The organism is Enterobacter cloacae complex sp. XAL002, assembly GCF_049236805.1.
Taxonomy (GTDB): Bacteria; Pseudomonadota; Gammaproteobacteria; order Enterobacterales; family Enterobacteriaceae; genus Enterobacter; species Enterobacter intestinihominis.
Window position 1 is genome coordinate 216,685 of the sequence record NZ_JBMKJN010000007.1, and the last position, 17,132, is coordinate 233,816.

Annotated in this window: 12 protein-coding genes; 6 read left to right on the plus strand and 6 right to left on the minus strand. The window is 54.0% G+C overall.

Annotation, left to right across the window (positions count from 1 at the left end; translation table 11 throughout):
- Positions 1-81 precede the first annotated feature (81 nt).
- Together ACOT0L_RS09330 and ACOT0L_RS09335 are read right to left on the minus strand one after the other, a co-directional pair.
- Complete coding sequence (locus ACOT0L_RS09330) at positions 82-1,200, minus strand: S-(hydroxymethyl)glutathione dehydrogenase/class III alcohol dehydrogenase (protein ID WP_017693450.1); 1,119 nt, start codon at positions 1,198-1,200, stop codon at positions 82-84.
- Between the two features lie 32 nt (positions 1,201-1,232).
- Positions 1,233-1,508: a metal/formaldehyde-sensitive transcriptional repressor gene (locus ACOT0L_RS09335; RefSeq protein WP_003857256.1), complete on the minus strand. Its 276-nt coding sequence runs from the start codon at positions 1,506-1,508 to the stop codon at positions 1,233-1,235.
- Between the two features lie 243 nt (positions 1,509-1,751).
- Between ACOT0L_RS09335 and ACOT0L_RS09340 the strand changes: the two genes are divergently transcribed.
- From ACOT0L_RS09340 to ACOT0L_RS09360, 5 genes are all read left to right on the plus strand, one after another.
- Positions 1,752-2,357, plus strand: coding sequence for a transporter (locus ACOT0L_RS09340; RefSeq protein ID WP_126503034.1), 606 nt, complete (start codon positions 1,752-1,754; stop codon positions 2,355-2,357).
- Positions 2,358-2,543: 186 nt separating this feature from the next.
- Positions 2,544-2,816, plus strand: a complete 273-nt coding sequence (locus ACOT0L_RS09345) for a DUF883 family protein (RefSeq protein WP_003857263.1) — start codon at positions 2,544-2,546, stop codon at positions 2,814-2,816.
- A gap of 192 nt (positions 2,817-3,008) precedes the next feature.
- Positions 3,009-3,248: a regulatory protein YcgZ gene (gene ycgZ / locus ACOT0L_RS09350; protein WP_003857265.1), complete on the plus strand. Its 240-nt coding sequence runs from the start codon at positions 3,009-3,011 to the stop codon at positions 3,246-3,248.
- Positions 3,249-3,360: 112 nt separating this feature from the next.
- Entirely contained in the window at positions 3,361-3,660 is a 300-nt protein-coding gene (locus ACOT0L_RS09355; protein WP_126489976.1) for a hypothetical protein, read from the plus strand.
- A 23-nt stretch (positions 3,661-3,683) separates the two neighbouring features.
- Positions 3,684-3,962: a biofilm development regulator YmgB/AriR family protein gene (locus ACOT0L_RS09360; RefSeq protein WP_075208094.1), complete on the plus strand. Its 279-nt coding sequence runs from the start codon at positions 3,684-3,686 to the stop codon at positions 3,960-3,962.
- Positions 3,963-4,047: 85 nt separating this feature from the next.
- Here the strand turns inward: ACOT0L_RS09360 and ACOT0L_RS09365 are convergent, their stop codons facing one another.
- Positions 4,048-5,505 carry an EAL domain-containing protein gene (locus tag ACOT0L_RS09365; RefSeq protein WP_126503035.1) on the minus strand — a complete coding sequence of 486 codons (1,458 nt, stop codon included), beginning with the start codon at positions 5,503-5,505 and terminating at the stop codon, positions 4,048-4,050.
- A gap of 286 nt (positions 5,506-5,791) precedes the next feature.
- Between ACOT0L_RS09365 and ACOT0L_RS09370 the strand changes: the two genes are divergently transcribed.
- Positions 5,792-6,676 (plus strand): hypothetical protein, encoded by an 885-nt coding sequence (locus ACOT0L_RS09370; RefSeq protein ID WP_048966891.1) that lies wholly within the window; start codon positions 5,792-5,794, stop codon positions 6,674-6,676.
- A 33-nt stretch (positions 6,677-6,709) separates the two neighbouring features.
- Here the strand turns inward: ACOT0L_RS09370 and ACOT0L_RS09375 are convergent, their stop codons facing one another.
- The 3 genes from ACOT0L_RS09375 to ACOT0L_RS09385 all read right to left on the minus strand — a co-directional run.
- Entirely contained in the window at positions 6,710-7,885 is a 1,176-nt protein-coding gene (locus tag ACOT0L_RS09375; protein ID WP_126503036.1) for an HlyD family type I secretion periplasmic adaptor subunit, read from the minus strand.
- Positions 7,882-10,047, minus strand: coding sequence for a type I secretion system permease/ATPase (locus ACOT0L_RS09380; protein ID WP_126503037.1), 2,166 nt, complete (start codon positions 10,045-10,047; stop codon positions 7,882-7,884). Before ACOT0L_RS09380 ends, ACOT0L_RS09375 begins: the two co-directional genes overlap by 4 nt.
- 176 nt (positions 10,048-10,223) lie before the next feature.
- The coding region (locus ACOT0L_RS09385; RefSeq protein WP_421637256.1) for an Ig-like domain-containing protein at positions 10,224-17,132 on the minus strand (6,909 nt) is incomplete at its 5' end.

The window sequence follows — 17,132 nt, forward strand, 5'->3', positions numbered from 1 at the left end:
ACGCCTAAAAGCGCCAGACAGGTCACACTTTAGAGAAGATCAGGGAAGAAATGCCAGCGGGAAAAACCGCTGGCAGAATAATCAGTTGTCGCCGAAATGGATGACGGTACGAATGGATTTTCCTTCGTGCATCAGATCGAAAGCTTCGTTGATCTGCTCCAGCGGCAGGCGGTGCGTAATGAACGGGTCGAGCTGAATTTTGCCGACCATCGCATCTTCAACCATGCCCGGCAGCTGTGTACGGCCTTTCACGCCGCCAAATGCCGACCCGCGCCATACGCGCCCTGTCACCAGCTGGAAGGGACGGGTTTTAATCTCCTGACCCGCGCCGGCCACACCGATAATGATGCTCTCGCCCCAGCCTTTGTGGCAGCACTCCAGCGCTGAGCGCATTACGTTGACGTTGCCGATACATTCGAAGCTGAAATCCACGCCGCCGTCGGTCAGCTCAACGATCACGTCCTGAACCGGTTTGTCGTAGTCTTTCGGGTTGATGAAGTCGGTCGCACCCATCTCACCTGCGAGCTTAAATTTCTCCGGGTTGGTATCCACAGCAATGATACGCCCAGCTTTCGCCTGTACCGCGCCCTGTATGACCGCCAGACCGATCCCGCCCAGGCCGAACACCGCCACGGTGTCACCCTCTTTCACTTTCGCCGTGTTATGCACCGCGCCGATACCGGTGGTGACACCGCAGCCGAGCAGACAGACTTTATCCAGCGGGGCCTGCGGATTCACTTTCGCCAGTGAGATCTCGGCGCACACCGTGTATTCGCTGAAGGTGCTGGTCCCCATGTAGTGATAGATTGGCTCGCCGTTATAGGAGAAGCGGGTTGTGCCGTCCGGCATAAGACCCTTGCCCTGCGTGGCGCGCACGGCCTGACAGAGGTTAGTTTTGCCGGATTTGCAGAACTTACACTCGCCGCACTCTGCGGTGTAGAGCGGGATCACATGGTCGCCGGGCTTCAGGCTGGTAACGCCTTCACCCACTTCCACCACCACACCGCCCCCTTCGTGGCCGAGCACCGCCGGGAATACGCCTTCCGGATCGTCACCGGACAGGGTAAACGCATCGGTATGGCAGACGCCGGTGTGAGTAATTTTGATCAGCACTTCGCCTTTCTTCGGCGGAGCAACATCAATTTCAACGATTTTCAGCGGCTGGCCTGGGCCGAACGCGACAGCTGCGCGAGATTTCATGATGTCTTTCCCTTGTTGTGAGGTGTGTGGGTTTATTTTAGATAAGAGCGCAGCAAATGGCCGACTTCCGCCATCCGCACTGCCCGCTGATCCGGGGTGGTCTCCCCCGTCACCAGCTCATCTTTGAGGTGAATTTCAACCATTTCACCCATCAGGCCATTGGCAGCACCGCGCACGGCGGCTATTTGCTGCAGAATGGCGAGACAGGGATCGCCCGACTCCAGGGCGCGTTCAAGGGCATCAACCTGGCCTCGAATGCGGCGGACGCGGGTCAGAATACGTTTTTTATCTTCGGGTGAATGCGGCATACGCCCTCCTGATACTATAGGGGGGTATGGTACCTCGTATGTTATTGCTCTGTAAACCACAAGATAGAGACGCTGCAATGAGCACATCGCCGGCAAGGAACAAAAGATATTTAGGGTTTATTCTGGCCGCTACGAATCCTATTTAGCTCGTAATGTTAAAATTCCGCACTTATATGGCACGATGTGAACAGAAATAACATTCTCGTCACCTAACATACTGCTACAAACAAAATGGTGGTGTTAATGATTGTACTAAAGAGCTTTTTATTCTTTGTTGGCGCGGCGGTCGCATGCGCGCTTATTATACTTTGTCTTTGGGTTGATATGCGGTTTGTCGGCCATGATATTCCGGAATTATCACTGACCGAAATTATGCAGGAAACGGTATTAGCGACTATCGTTTTTCTCCATTTTCGTCTGGCGAAAATGAACGAATCCATGCGTTACTGCAATATTCTGGTGGGTGGATTTTTCCTGACAATGCTAATTCGTGAGCTGGACGCGCTTTTTGATCTCATTTCTCATGGGAGTTGGGTGTGGTTCGCGCTGATTACCGCTCTGCTGGCGTTAATTCGCCCCGTTATGCATTTTCGCGCTACCCTGGAACAGCTGGCAAAATATACCCAATCCCCCTGGTACGGTATTCTGTTGAGCGGCCTGCTGGCTGTACTGGTCTTCTCCCGCCTCTTTGGAATGCAGGTGCTGTGGCACGCCATCCTGGAGCATGGCTATATGCGTGTCTTGAAAAACGCCGTGGAGGAAGGTTCGGAATCGTTCGGCTATATGCTGTGCCTGGCCGCATCCCTTGGCTATTACATTACCTTTCGCGCTAACGCACGAGAGAAATAGTCTCTTCCCGCTACGTAGACAGAGACGGCGAGGGAAATATTTATCCACTCCATCCTTAGGGCGTTATGGTGGACATGTAAGAAAGACATATCCTAAAAAGAGGTAATCAGGCGTCGATTTTAGCGAATTCTCTCTCACTCTTGCCATCAGCGTCTATCCTTAGACTATCAACAAAAGGAGGCTGGAATGTCTGATTTCGACACTGATAAAAATGCACAATACGCTGGCGATAAAGCCAAAAACAAACTTGATGAATTATCCGGCTCTGCGCAGCAGCAGTTTGGTGAATTCGTTGATTCCCCTAAACATCAGGTGAAAGGTGCAGCGAAAAAATATGCAGCCCAGGCCAGTGATGCCGTCTCGGATGTTACTGAAGCCGTCAGAAATAACCCGTTAACGGGCTTAATCGCTGCGGGTGCGGTAGGCATCGTTCTGGGACTTCTGCTGGGACGGAAATAATTTCAGGCCCTCCGGGGCCTTTTCTATGCCCCACGTTTTTCTCCCTCTCTTCCCCCCCTAATTTTGATAGTTCTTATGACAAATCCCCGAACCGCACGAAAAACTTGTACAATTTAGATGTACAGATTTGACCGGATAGTATAAATTCGATGCCAGTGATGTTACAAAATTGTTTGTCAACGGTGGAAAATTATGCGTCGCAACCATGCTCCCTCTACAGCAGAAAGCGCTATAACCTTGTATTTTAACAAGGATAACGTCCCAACACAGCAGGAAACCCTTGGTGCCATCGTCAGTGAGATCATCAAAGAAAATGTACAACTGAGCAGAATGACAATTTGTACAAAGCTGTTGCGCAGAATTGAAGAATCAACGTCTGACGTTGAGAAAGCGCACTATAACGGTTTGATAGCCCTCTTCTTCGAGCGTTAACCTGAACACTGTTTTTAACTTACTAAGTTAGTCATGCTGAGTGAGAATAGAGCATCTGGATGCGATGACTAACCCCATGCTACAGCCGCGTGTAGCAGAGTGAGATTAAGCTATGCATAGAACTAAATTTGAACGACTTAAGGATGACCTTATCGGTGAGGCCGTATTATCCATACTGAAAGAGAACGGGCCTATTACCTTTGCGTCTCTTGCTAATCGCCTGCTGGCGATGGCTAACGTTGAATCAAATGATGAGCGTAAAAATGCATTGATTGCCGCTGAAGATGAAGTGCGCCAGCGTGTAACCGGCGTATCGCACGACCGGGGAAGAGTGATGAGCGATTATGAAATTGGCCGCATGCGCTCTCTCTTTACTCACAACACGCTTCTGAGCCCAAATAAGAAACACTAATTTTAACCGAGACGGTGACCACCATGAGTAAAGCGACTATGCACCAGACGTATAATTTTGAAGCCCTGCACGATAAAGGACTGGCGGAACACTTTCTTAATGCTGGAAAGCATCTCAGTGGTGAAGTTGAAGTGTTAGGCTCGGCAATACGCTGTATTATGCTGACCGGTGACAACCTTTCGAATAAAGAGATCATCCTGCAACTGATTCACGCCCTTGAAATTACCGAGGAGCCTGAAGCCTGCGATGTCATTCGCAACACACTTGAAATTGTTGTCGGCTTTACGCGTGATGATATCTGAGAATACACTATTGCGACGGTGAGTGAGTGTTTTTTACTGGTGGTCGAATACTGTAGTCTGTCGGACCACCAGCATAGTGAAGCCGTTAACTAAATAGCCGTACCATTCGATCCAACTCTTCTTCTTTAACCGCGCGGGAAAGATAATAACCCTGGAATCGCTTAACCCCTAACGCGACAAGTTTTTCAAATTTTTCTTCGCTATCGACGCCTTCCGCAACACATTCGGTCCCCGTCATGTCGCTGTAAACCTGTATCGCTTTAATAATGCTATAGTCTTTGTCGTTAGCCACAAAGTGCTCAACAATATCGCGATCAAGCTTTAGTCCATCAACATTAATCAGTCTGATGGGCAGCATAGCATGATATTTTGAAAAACAGTCATCCAGAAAAAGCCGACATCCCTCGGCGCGTAAACGCTGGAGTGTTTCGGGAATATTTTTATCCTTTGTTACGTCAATCGTTTCAGCTAGTTCAAAGACTAGTTTCCCGGCCCACTGCGGTTTGAGTAACATTTCGACGGCCTTTTTGGCCATCCCCGGCAGCGCGTTTCCCGAAGCAAGTTGAGGAGGAATGTTAACTGAAAAATAATATTTTCCATTGTATTTATTGATACCTGATACGGCCGCATGGATGACTAACGCCGTTAGCTTGAGCCATATTTCACTATTTTTTATCCCTCCCAGAAAATAGGCTGGCTTCAGGATCTCACCTTTTTTATGCCAGCGCAGCAGGATTTCAAATCCAACTCCTTTTTTATCACTATCAGTGATAATTTGATAAGCCGCAAAGATTTCCCGTTTATGTAACGCTTGTAATATATCTATTTCCGTTTCCGAAAACACTTTTGTTTTATTTTTTCCTGCACAAACCTCATCTCTGAAAACGCGAGAGTCGCTAAACCATACTCTGATAATATATAATTTACCCAAACCCACCTTGCGATGGGTATAAATAGTTTTATCTGACAGCCCTAACCTCTTACTCTGCTCTTTTATGGAAATACCCCGATAGAAATTCAGTAGCACGGTTAACTCGCGATGTGTTAACCCATGCAAATTTTCTTTAACCTCCTTGTCCGGTACGTTACGCAACAAGCGTGAAGGGCCAGCACGCTCATCTGTCTCATTTTTTACAAAGCCCATTATTTCTGTAATATTCTCTACCCTGATCGTGGAAAGCTTTTTTGTATTATTAACGAGACTTCTCAATGTTGCATTAAGCCATCGCTCAGGTAGTGCACCATACAGGGTGACCCTGCAAATCACCGGCAGTGCATTCAGAACGGATACCAAGCGCTTCAGGCTTTCAAGAAAAGTAGCAACGTCACGACCAAGGAAAACCGAAACCTCGGGCGATTGATTTTCCATCATTTTTTCAACGTCAACGGAACATATTTCATCCTCTTCAAAATGGAGTCGCGTGGCGTGTACGCCTCGAGATTTCAGAAGCAGGCTATACCCTTCAAAGGTGAAACCGCAGGCTGAAATAACAAACCGTTGCTTGTAGGAAGTACCTTGCACAGAAGGTAAATTTTGAGACATAACCTGCTCCTGAGAATACAAACATCATTCCCATATGTAATTAAAGCCAATATTTCTTGTCGCATTGAATAATTTTACCGCACCCCATTTGGTTAATAAACCGTTATCAATGTTATGCACATGAACATCTTTGCGTTAATCAACCGACTCATCCATATGCAGCATAAATATCATTTTCTTTTCATATAACAACAGTAACCAGGACTTTCTCAAGGTATAATGAAAATTCCGAAAAAGAAGTCCGGACACTTCTTCTCATCGGCTCAGACAAAAAAGAGAAAATGCTATGGATAATCACATCTCATCCAGAGCTTTGCTACATCGACGGGATGTCATTAAAAACAACCCGCGATTTAGTGAAGCTATAACAGAACATTACAGAATCAATGACGCCATTTATAAAAAACAACCCCTGTTCTACAAAACGATGCTTCAGGAATCACGGTTCAATATAATACTCTCAATATGTTGTTTTGTTTTTGGCAATCAGGCTGAGTCGGTCTCGGAGATTAAGGCACTGTGCTCACGCTATAATATCGCCAGCCCTAACAGCGTTATTGCGATCATCACCATACTTAAAACCACCGGGCGAATTAAGACCTGGCGCTGTACCGAAGATCGGCGAAAAACAAAAATCGCGCCTACGGAAAAAGGACTGGATGAGCTTAAACGCTATATGTCCGGGGCGTTCACGCCTGTTAGCATTCTTTATCCGACATTCAACATTAATGTTAATCTTCTGGACAATGACACTCTCAGGCACAACTTTTTCCGGCGCGCCGCAGAATACCTTTTCCGCGGATTAACATTCAGTAAAGTACTTCCGGAGGTGGGTTTATTTATTGATAAGGATGGTGGCCGAATGATTATGCTCTATCTCTATTTGCAGGCCATTAAAAACAAAACAGCATACGGTGCCATAATAGCGTATTCAGCCAGCACACTTGCAAAAGAATTTTTCGTCTCGCGTATTCACGTCAACCGCATTATCAAATCGGCACAGGAGGCAGGTTATCTTAAAGATCGCGGCGATGGCCGGATGTCCATTTACCCGGCATTTATCGAACTTGTCGAAAATTATGCCGGTTTATATTTTGCCTATGTCACACATTACATCAATGTGGTGCCAAAAGAACGACGCCATGCTGTCAACATGACGTCTACACTCTGATCTGACGGGCGTTCGGCTTGCTGAGCGCCTTTTTTATCGCTCGCGCAGCGCCTCTTTTGCCTTATTTAACGGTTTCAGCAGATAATCAATGACGGATTTACTGCCGGTTTTGATATCAACCGTAGCTATCATGCCCGGAAACACCGGGAATTCCTTGCCCTGCCGGTTAGTCAGATGGTTACTGTCTGTACGGATATAAACGCGATAATAATAAACATCCCGTTTCACCTCGTCCTGAAGGGTATCCGGTGAAATCATCGTCACCTCCCCCTCCAGCCCGCCGTAAATGGAGTAGTCATAAGCGGTGATTTTCACCAGCGCTTTTTGCCCGGGATGGATAAACGCGACATCGCGCGGCGAGATTTTCGCTTCTATCACCATCTGGTCATCAAGCGGTACCAGGCTCATCAGTTTGCCGTTCGGCGGGATCACCCCGCCAACCGTCGTCACGTCAATGTCTTTCACGATGCCACGCACCGGCGCATTAAACGTTAAGCGGGTGAGTGAGTCTTCGCGCCCTTTCATCACCGAACGCTGCGCTTCGATTTCCGCGTTCGCTTTCGCCAGTTCTTCGCGGGCGCGAACGTAGTACTGGTTTTTCATCTCGGTGATTTTGCTCTCCAGCTCATTTTTTTGGCGTTCAAGGCGTAAAACTTCGACCTTACTGGCCGCCCCCTGCGTCACCAGCGGGCGCGTTAATGCCAGTTCACGCTGCACGAGATCCGCTCCCTGGCGTAAACCCGCCAGCCCTTTTTCAAGGCTTTCGCGACGAGACTGGTAAAGCGCCGTTTCCTGTTTAACCAGCTCAACGTCGTCATCCAGCTCTGCCGGGAATGTCAGCCCGGTGTCGTTCACTTCAGCATTCAGACGCGCGGCTGTCGCCATCGCAGCATTTAATCGAGACTCGCTCTCAAGCACGCTTGACTCGGTTTTCGTCCGGTCCAGTTGGGCAAGCTGTTGACCACGCTCGACGATATCGCCTTCGCGCACCATCAGACTGTGGATAATCCCCCCTTCCAGGGACTGGATCACCTGCTCGTGGGAGGAAGGGATCACCTTGCCACTGCCCGTAGTGACCTCATCCAGCTGGAACAGGCTGGCCCAGGTAATAAACACCACCAGCAGGGCAAACAGCGACCATGCCACCAGCGACGATCGCAGCAGGCGGGGCTCCTTCAGTCGGCTATTAAAGCGGGAGAAATCATTCATGCCACGCCCTCCGTTTTCAGTTTAACCGTGCGCTGCGGCGCCTGCTGCGGGGCCATTCCGTGCTGGCGTAAAATGGCATCACGAGGGCCATCCATCACCACTTTGCCGTTTTCCAGCACGATGATGCGGTCAACCAGGTCCAGAATCGGCAGACGATGCGTCGCCACCACCAGCGTCCGGCGCTTACCGAGCCACTGGTGCAGATGCTGGATAAACTGCTTCTCGCTGACCTCATCCAGCCAGGCAGTGGGTTCATCCAGCAGCAGAATATTCGGCGAGGTGATCAGCGCGCGGGCCAGCAGCAGCGCCTGACGTTGCCCGCCGGAAAGCCCCATTCCGCCCTCGTTGATGATGGTGTTCAGCCCCATTTTCTGCTTGCGCACAAACTCCAGCGCGCCGCTGTTGACCAGCGCCTGATGGATTTCCTCGTCTGTCGCCAGCGGATTACCCATCAGGATGTTGTCGCGTACGGAGCCGAAGAACAGCCTCGCCTGCTGACTGAGCAGCTGCATATCGCGGCGTACGTCAGCCGGGTCAAGATGATTGAGAGCAATATCGTCCAGCAAAATGCTGCCCTGCTGTGGCTCCTGCATTCCCGCCAGCAGGTGCAGCAAGGTGCTTTTCCCCGAACCATTCCGCCCGAGCACCGCCACGCGCTCCCCGGCGCGAATGTGCAGTTTGCTGACGTTCAGCACGGTGAGCTTCTCTTCTTCGTCGTAATAAAACCCGACGTCGTCCAGCTGATAATCACCGCGCAGGTGGGCTTTATGCACTTTTTTGCCGTGCTGGGGATCGTCAATCGGACGCTGCATCAGGTCATCCAGTCCCTTGCGGGCCACCTTTGCTGACTGCCAGCGGGAGAGCACGCCGGAAATCTGCGACAGCGGCGCAATGGTGCGGGACGCCAGAATCGAGGTGCCCACCAGCGCACCGGTGGTCATGTCGCCGCTGATGACCAGGTAACAGCCCACCAGCAGCACCACGGCGTAGACGATAGATTGCACCTCCTGGGTCCAGGTCAGCAGCAGCCCCGTCAGCCAGCGCTGTTTCATGCCGACGCTGGCGGCAACGTCATTGGTGTTATTCCACTGGTTCTGGAACCGCTGCTCGGCGCGCATCAGCTTGATGTCCTCAAGCCCCTGCACCGCTTCCACCAGCGTGGCGTTACGAATCGCCGATTCACGCATCCCTTCGCTGGAGAGTTTTCCCAGCGGGCGCTGCACCAGCAGGCCGGGAATGAGCAGCAGCGGCACGGCCAGCAGCACCACCAGCACCAGCGGGCCGCCAATCATCCACAGAATGAAGACGAACAGCAGGAAGAACGGCAGATCGGAGATGGCCGCAATGGTGGTGGAGGTGATCAGCTCCCGCACCGACTCCAGCTCGCGGATCTGGGCGATAAACGACCCGGTCGATTTCGACCGTGCGCCGTTTTTAATCCTCAGGGCGTGGGCAAACACGCGCTCGGAAATACGCAGGTCGGCGCGTTTCCCTACCACATCCGAAATATGCACCCGCAGCATGCGCATGATGAATTCAAACACGATAGCGATCATCACGCCGCCAAACAGCACCCACAGCGTGGCTTCCGACTGGGACGGCACCACCCTGTCATACACCTGCATGGAAAAGACCATGCCGGAGAGCGCCAGCACGTTGGCGACCAGCGCCACCAGCATAATATCGCTGTAACGACGCCAGTCTTTCAGCGCCAGCTGCCAGAACCAGTTTTTCTCATAGGGTTTGATGTAATCATCCACGCGCGCATCCGGCGTGGACTCCAGGGGACGCAGCACCATCAGCCCTTTTAACCGCGAACCGAGTTCGTCACGCGTCAGCGTCGTCTCCAGGCCGCCGTCGCCGCTGAACTGCACGCTGATGTTCCCTTCGTTGTCCATACGGTTGATGACCGCGATTTGCCCGCCGGTGAACTCCGCCAGCAGCGGTAAGCGCCACGGGTCGAGCGATACGGCTTCCGCCGCTACCCAACGCATCCCCAGCCCAAGCTGGCGCGCCATCTCCTCCAGCACCAGCTGGCGCGAAGACTGGCTTTCATGGTTAATCGTGACCCGAACATGCTCCGCCGAAAAATCCAGCCGATAGTGCTTAGCGATGATGAGCATGCCCTGCAACCAGGGTTCGTACTGTGGATGTGTCTTCATAATGCTACGTCCTGTTCAGGGCGATGATTTCGCACTGAAATGATACCTTTGCGAGATGATTAGAAATCGAACGTTACCTAAACAAGCCCGCAAAATAATCTTGTGAAATAGAGGGTTATGGCTATTAATGTAAAGAAACGCAAAAAGCCGCGAGGATCGCTCCCCGCGGCGTTGTTTTACGCAATTAACAGTTGATGATTTGCCAGCAGCGTCGCCAGATCCGTCTGCACGCCATTCAGCGTCACCAGGGTGGTTGGCGAGAACTGGCCGCCCGTCCCGTCGAGGTCAACCTGGATCTCGGTGTTGCTGCCGTTCTGCACCACGCGGATGTAGTCAGCAATGTTGCCCGCGCTACTGTCCAGCGTCGCCACGCCGTTCACGTAGCTCGCCGAGCCGGTGCCGGTATAGCCGCTGTCGGAAAGCAGGTCGCGCAGATCGATGCGGTCCGTGTCCGCCGTCCCTTCCCAGGTACCGACAGTAAAGCCGTTCACCACATCGCTACCGTTGCCGCCGGTCGCGTCAGACGCGTTGATCAGCTTATAGAGCAGCGTGTCCTGACCGCCGCTGCCGATGCTGAAGGTGTCGTTACCGCCGCGGCCTTCAAAGAAGTTATCCGCGGTATTGCCTGTAAAGACATCGTCACCATTTCCACCAGCCAGCCCTTCAATGTTGACAAACCGTGCAGAACCAAAACCTGTATCTTGCATACCGGTCTTACTGAGATCGATATTCAGCGCTGTCGAACCAGCGAGCTTGTAATCGACAATATCCATTCCCCCTTCGGCGGTCCAGACGTTCACATCGGATACCACGCGGCTACCGCCGCCACCGTTATAAATATGCGTACCGGCCGTTGCGTATAGCGTGTCGTTGTAACCTGTTCCTACAATACCTACTGAATTGCTTCCATCCGTTGCGGCCTGGGCGCTATCAACGACTGCATCCCCATTTTCTGCGGTCAATACATAGGCATGGTTCTTCTCTACCGCTTTGAGTCCCGCCCAGGAAGCGTTGACGTTCTCGATGGTATTCGTTGTCCCGGAAGAGTCGAAACTGACGGACGAAACACCGCCAAAGTCATTAGCATTAGAAAGCAGTACAGCGCTGTAAGACTTGCTCGCATCAAGACCGTAGAAATACACCAGCCCTGTCGAATCGTTCATGTTCACGCCGCCCTGCGGGTTAATGACCTGTGAACTAACAACTTTACCGGTACTCTCGTCTACCAGCAGTACCGTATTACCATAGAAGGCGTTAATACCGTTGGCGTCAGAAATACGCAGAATGATGCTGGTTCCATCGTTGATGGTACTGGTATTTTCGATGTACTCCGTCTTGCCACCCGCCGCGCGGAACACGACTAAATCGCGATCGCCATCATAATCAAGGTCGAGCGCTAGTGCTCCCGTGGTGACGTTAGTGCTGCCCTGATTTGCGCCCGTTAACAGCGTTTGCGATGACCAGTTAACCTGCCCTGTACCGGCGTTCACACCATTGTTGAGCCAGAGCATGCCGATATTGTTGGCGTTAGTGGCAACTGTGCTGCCCGCTGCGCCCGCAATCTCGATCAGATCCATCTTGCCATCACCGTTCCAGTCCACCGCCAGCGAGGTCATGCTGTTTACGCTGTCGCCGAAGGTCTGAACATTCGACCCGGTTCCCACACCGTTAGCCGCCGCGGTTAAATTCCCGGCACCATCGTTGTAGAAAACGGCACTGGTGGCGTTACCCTGACCGGTTAACCCTCCCACAAAGAGATCCATATAGCCATCGCCGTTAAGGTCGGCCCAGGTCATAGTGGTGTAATAATTACTCGTCGTCCCCTGATTTCCATAGAAAACCCCCGTCACAATCTGGGTATTGGTCAGCGTATAATTACCGTTTGCATCCACGCCATTGGTCGCGACCACCAGTCGGGTATTCGCACTGCTGGAGCCTCCGCCTGAGGTATAGTTGGTGCCTACCGTCCCGTGATACACAATGTCGACATAGCCATCATTGTTGAGATCCACGCCAGAGAGATCGCGGCTCATTTGCGCATTGTTATTGTTGGTCGATGCCACCCCATCCTGGGTTGTAGCGGTTTCAACATAAGCACCACTTTTGTCAAAGCCGATAATAGTGCCGTCCGTGTTCATTACGATTTGCGTATCATAGCCACCCGGTGCGTTGGAATCGTTTGGAGATCCATCGCCGTATACCATGTCGACAAATCCATCCCCATCAATATCAATGCCCATTACGCCGCCGTACCAACTCCATGTGTTGCCATTGACATCATTTGTCTGTCCCGCAACGCCATTAGAACCCACCTGGAAGGTGGTGTAGGTGCCGTCCGCATTGTATTTGAAAGACTGCTGGCCATTTGCATAACTGGTATCTGCACCGAGGATATCCATCAGGCCATCACGGTCAAAGTCGACAAATGTTGATTGCTGCTGTCTGTCCGGACCACTGATTGCGACGGAGCTGAATGAACCTAACGTCGTCGAACTGGTTGCGTTCTGGGTAAAGACCGTAGAATTGCTGAGGATCCTCCATGAGCCATCTTCAGCCAGAGTCAGTGCCGTGCCCGTATCCTGCGAAGAGGCTGCGGTCGAGGTAAAACTTATTTCCGGCGTCGGTGATACCGTCAGCTCGTTCGCGGAGTCATCCGCCGTGATCTGCGTGCCGTCAGCTTTGTAAAGTGCAGCCTTGACATCATATGTGCCTAGCGCCAGGGCGTCTGCGTCAGGGATCTGCACGTACCAGGTACTGTTCTTAGGATCAACAACGACAACGCCATTGCGAGAACTGTAAACCACATTGTTGACCGTCACTTCAACGTATTCACCATCGAGGATCTCGAAGTCAACGCGGCCGGTGATAATCGGCGTGGTATCCAGGGTATCCTGCACCTCTACATACATTTGCAAATCAACGGTGAAATCAAACACAGGTGAAGGTGTGGTTTCATTTCCAGCGGCATCGACAACGACCGCATAAAATTCCCCTTTTTCTCCATCTACCAGCGGATCCGTCAAGGCGAAGGACCAGGAAGTACCGTTTACGTCAGCCTCGCCAAGCAAGGTGCCGTCGGCGCGATACACACGCACCAGCTCGCCGGTCAAAAGCGAGGAAGACAACGTGCCGTTTAGCACAGGCAAACGATCGTCTGTTGTCGTGCCAGCACTAAACTCACCGCGTGATGAGCCTACCTCATCCGTATAGCTAATAATTGTCGCTGCGGTGTTAGACGGCGTCAGATCGACGGTAACCACCTGCTCAGCCGTTGCGCCTGTATTCCCCGCTAAATCTACAACCCGAACTTGATAGGTATGTTCCCCTTCAGGCAAATCGCGGATATCGATGAAGCTCCAGCGGTTGCCATTCATCGTGACATACTGCCAGGTCAAACCGTTATCGACGCTGATCTGCACATATTCACCGCTGGAAAGCGGCGCACCAATCGAACCATTGATAGTCAGTGACGTATCATTAGTCAGGAAGTCGCTGTCGCTATAGCCCGTATCGGTTGAAATACTGTCAATGCTGACGGTAATCGCACTATCAGGCGCCACCAGGTCCACGGTCACCTTCTGATATGCCGACCCACCAATGTTACCCGCGATGTCTATTACCCGCACATAGTAGTCATAGGTGCCGTTACCCAGCGTGCGGCCGTCCACGAAGTACCAACTGTTGCCGGTGACGATCACGTTCTGCCAGCTGACTCCGCCGTCGATGCTAATCTGGGCATATTCGCCGTCGGCCAGCGTTGCGCCGAGCGAGCCGTGCAGCGTCAGGGAGGTATCATTGGTGATAAAGTCGCTGCTGCTCAGGCCGGTATCGTCGCTGATGCTGTCGATAGCGATCGTTTTGCTGGCGTCCGGCGAGACGGTATCAATGGTCACCACCTGGCTGGTGGTGGCGCTGATATTCCCCGCGTCGTCAATCACCCGCAGCTGGTAGTTGTAATCCCCGTCGGCCAGCGTGCGCCCATCAACGTAGGTCCAGCTCAGACCGCTGACGCTCACGTCAGTCCAGGTCGCGCCACCGTCCAGGCTGATCTGCGCGTGGTCGCCGCTGCCCAGGGCCGCGCCGAGCGTCCCTTTCAGGCTAATCTGGTTGTCGCTGGTAATGAAGTCGCTGTCGGACAGGCCGGTATCCTGCGAGACGGAATCCACGGTAATGCTCGTCGCCGCAGGCTTCGTCAGATCGATTACCACGTCCTGGCTGTCCGTTGCCCCGACGTTGCCCGCGTTATCAATGACGCGCACCTGGTACGGGTACGTACCGTCCGTCAGGGTGCGGCCATCGGTGTAACGCCAGGTGGTGCCGGTCACGGTCAGGTCAATCCAGGTGACGCCGCCGTCGAGGCTGATCTGCGCCTTCTCGTTATTACCGAGCTGCGCGGTCAGGGAACCGTTCACCACCACCTGCTTATCGTTGGTGATGAAGTCACTCGCGCTCAGGCCGGTATCGTTTTGCAGGGAATCAATGCTGATCCCCATTGACGGTGCGGTGAGATCCACGGTGACGCTGTGGTTATCGCTGGCGCTGTTGCCGATGGCGTTGCTCACCTGCGCATTGATCACGTACGAACCGCCGTCCGCCAGCGCGGTCACGTCTGCGCTGCCGACCGTATAGCTCCAGGTGCCGTCATTTTGAACGGTAGCCGTGTAGGTTTTACCGTTAAGCGTAATGGTCACCGTCTGGCCCGCAGGCGCGTCGGTGGTGCCGCTGACAATTAGCGGCGTGCCGTGCTCGGCGGCGTTGACGATATCGTCCTGGGCAAAGGTGTTAATGACGATGGTCGGCACGTCGCCGTTCAGCGTCACGTCGTGTGTTGCGCTGCCCGGGTTACCCGCCTTATCGCTCACCGTAGCCGTAATGGTGTAATCCCCATCGCTCAGGCCGAGGAAGTCGCGGCCCGGCACGAAGACCGACCACGAACCGTCTGCTCCAACGGTCGCCTGATAGCTGTGCCCGTTGAAGGAGACGGTCACCGTCTGGCCCTGCTCCGCGGTGGTGGTCCCGCTAATAGTCTGCCCCGCCAGCTGCTCGGCGTTGTTGACGATATCGTCATCGGCCACGGTGCTGATGGTGACGGCTGGTGCGACGGTATCGACCGTTAAGGTATGGGTCGTCTGGCCGCTGTTACCGGCTTTATCGTTGACCACGGCGGTCACCGTCAGCGCACCCTGGCTCAGTGCGACCAGGTCTGCCGCCGGAACGTCCAGCGTCCAGGTGCCATCGCTGCCGACAAGCGCAGTGTAGGTTTTTCCGCCCAGCGTGACGGTCACCGTCTGGCCTGCTTCCGCGCTGGAAGAGCCGTGTACGGTGAGCGGCTGCTGAGCTTCCGCCGCATTCAGCACGTCGTCGCCCGACAACGTGTTCACGCTAATCACCGGCGCGGTGGTGTCCACGCTGATGGTATGCGTCGCCGAGGCGCTGTTCCCGGCGCTGTCCTGCGCCGAAGCAGAAACCTGGTAGCTCGCGCCGTCGGCCAGAGCGCCCACGTCGGCGGCCGGAACGGTGGTCTGCCAGGCGCCGTCGCTCTGAATGGTGGCCGTATAGCTCTTACCATTCAGGGTGATAGTGACCTGCGTACCGCTGGCGAACTGCGCACTGGAACCGTTGATAACCAGCGACGCGCCCGCTTCTGCCGCATTGATCACGTCATCACCACTGAGGGTGTTGACGGTCAGCGCGACCGATGCGGTATTTACCACCACGTCATGGGTCTGAGTGCTGCTGTTGCCTGCGCTGTCGGTGATAGTCGCGCTGAGGGTTACGGTGCCGTCGGTCAGTGCGGAAATCACGCTGGCCGGAACGCCCACGCTCCATTTGCCACTGGCGTCGACGGTGGTGGTGTACTGATTCGAACCGATGGTGATAATCAGCTTATCGCCGACGCTGGCGCCGGTTGCGGTGCCGCTGACGACCTGCGCCTGCCCGTGCTCAACGCTGTTGATGACGTCATCGCCCGCCACGACGTTAAAGCTGACGGTCGGCGGCGTGGTATCGAGCGTAATCGCTTTGCCCGCGCTGCCCGGGTTACCCGCGGCGTCACTCACGCTCACCTGCACGGTGTAACCGTTATCCGCCAGTGCGGAAAGGTCTGTGCCCGGCACGTTCACGCTCCAGACGCCGCCCTGCTGAACCTGTGCGGTGTAGCTGTTTCCGCCCAGCGTCACGGTGACCGTCTGACCGACTTCAGCCGTGGTGGTGCCGGAAATGGCCACGCCCGCAGCCGCTTCGCTGCCGTTGATCACGTTGTCGCCGGCTACCGTATCAATGGTCACGGTTGGCGCAGTCGCGTCCACGCTGTATTCGCGGCCCGCCGAGGCGCTGTTGCCGTGCGCGTTGGTGACGCTCACCTGCACGCTGGCGTCACCGTCCTTCAGGCCCGCGAGATCGGCGGAAGGCACGGTGGCCGTCCAGTTACCGTCAGCATCCACCTTCGCGGTGTACGTCTTGCCGCCGAAGGTAACGGTAACGGTCTGGTTTTCCTCCACGTTCGAGGTGCTGCCGGAGAGCACCAGATCCACGCCTTTCTCCGCCGCGTTAATCACGTCGTCGGTGGCAATCGCATCAATGCTGATAGCCACCGCCGCCAGATCGACGGTCACGTCATGGCTGATGGAGACCGGGTTGCCCGCCGTGCTCTGGCCCGCTACGGTGACGGTCATCGTGCCTGCGGCCAGAGCGCCCACGTCTGCCGCCGGGATCGCCGCGGTCCAGGAGCCGTCTGCCAGTACCGACGCGGCATAGGTCTTGCCATTCACGGTCACGGTGAGCGTTGTGCCTGCCGCCAGCCCGTCACTGGTGCCGGAGACGATCAGGTTTTGACCATGCTCAATGCTGTTGATCACGTCATCGCCCGCCACGGTATTCACGCGCAGCCCCGGCAGGCTGGCGTCGATAGTGATATCGCGCTCGCCCGTTCCCGTGTTGCCGTGGCCGTTGGTCACAGTCGCAGACACCGTCAGGTCGCCGTTGCCCAGCGCCGTCAGGACGGATTCCGGCACGTTCACGGACCAGGTCAGATCGCTCTGCACTGTCTCGGTGTACGTGTTGCCGCCAATGGTCACGGTGACGGT

What these genes read in the sequence shown, in the direction of transcription:
- ACOT0L_RS09340 (WP_126503034.1), top strand. Translation starts at nt 1,752, where the DNA reads ATGATTGTACTAAAGAGCTTTTTATTCTTTGTTGGCGCGGCGGTCGCA.
- ACOT0L_RS09380 (WP_126503037.1), bottom strand. Translation starts at nt 10,047, where the DNA reads ATGAAGACACATCCACAGTACGAACCCTGGTTGCAGGGCATGCTCATC.
- ycgZ (WP_003857265.1), top strand. Translation starts at nt 3,009, where the DNA reads ATGCGTCGCAACCATGCTCCCTCTACAGCAGAAAGCGCTATAACCTTG.
- ACOT0L_RS09345 (WP_003857263.1), top strand. Translation starts at nt 2,544, where the DNA reads ATGTCTGATTTCGACACTGATAAAAATGCACAATACGCTGGCGATAAA.
- ACOT0L_RS09330 (WP_017693450.1), bottom strand. Translation starts at nt 1,200, where the DNA reads ATGAAATCTCGCGCAGCTGTCGCGTTCGGCCCAGGCCAGCCGCTGAAA.
- ACOT0L_RS09370 (WP_048966891.1), top strand. Translation starts at nt 5,792, where the DNA reads ATGGATAATCACATCTCATCCAGAGCTTTGCTACATCGACGGGATGTC.
- ACOT0L_RS09360 (WP_075208094.1), top strand. Translation starts at nt 3,684, where the DNA reads ATGAGTAAAGCGACTATGCACCAGACGTATAATTTTGAAGCCCTGCAC.
- ACOT0L_RS09355 (WP_126489976.1), top strand. Translation starts at nt 3,361, where the DNA reads ATGCATAGAACTAAATTTGAACGACTTAAGGATGACCTTATCGGTGAG.
- ACOT0L_RS09365 (WP_126503035.1), bottom strand. Translation starts at nt 5,505, where the DNA reads ATGTCTCAAAATTTACCTTCTGTGCAAGGTACTTCCTACAAGCAACGG.
- ACOT0L_RS09335 (WP_003857256.1), bottom strand. Translation starts at nt 1,508, where the DNA reads ATGCCGCATTCACCCGAAGATAAAAAACGTATTCTGACCCGCGTCCGC.
- ACOT0L_RS09375 (WP_126503036.1), bottom strand. Translation starts at nt 7,885, where the DNA reads ATGAATGATTTCTCCCGCTTTAATAGCCGACTGAAGGAGCCCCGCCTG.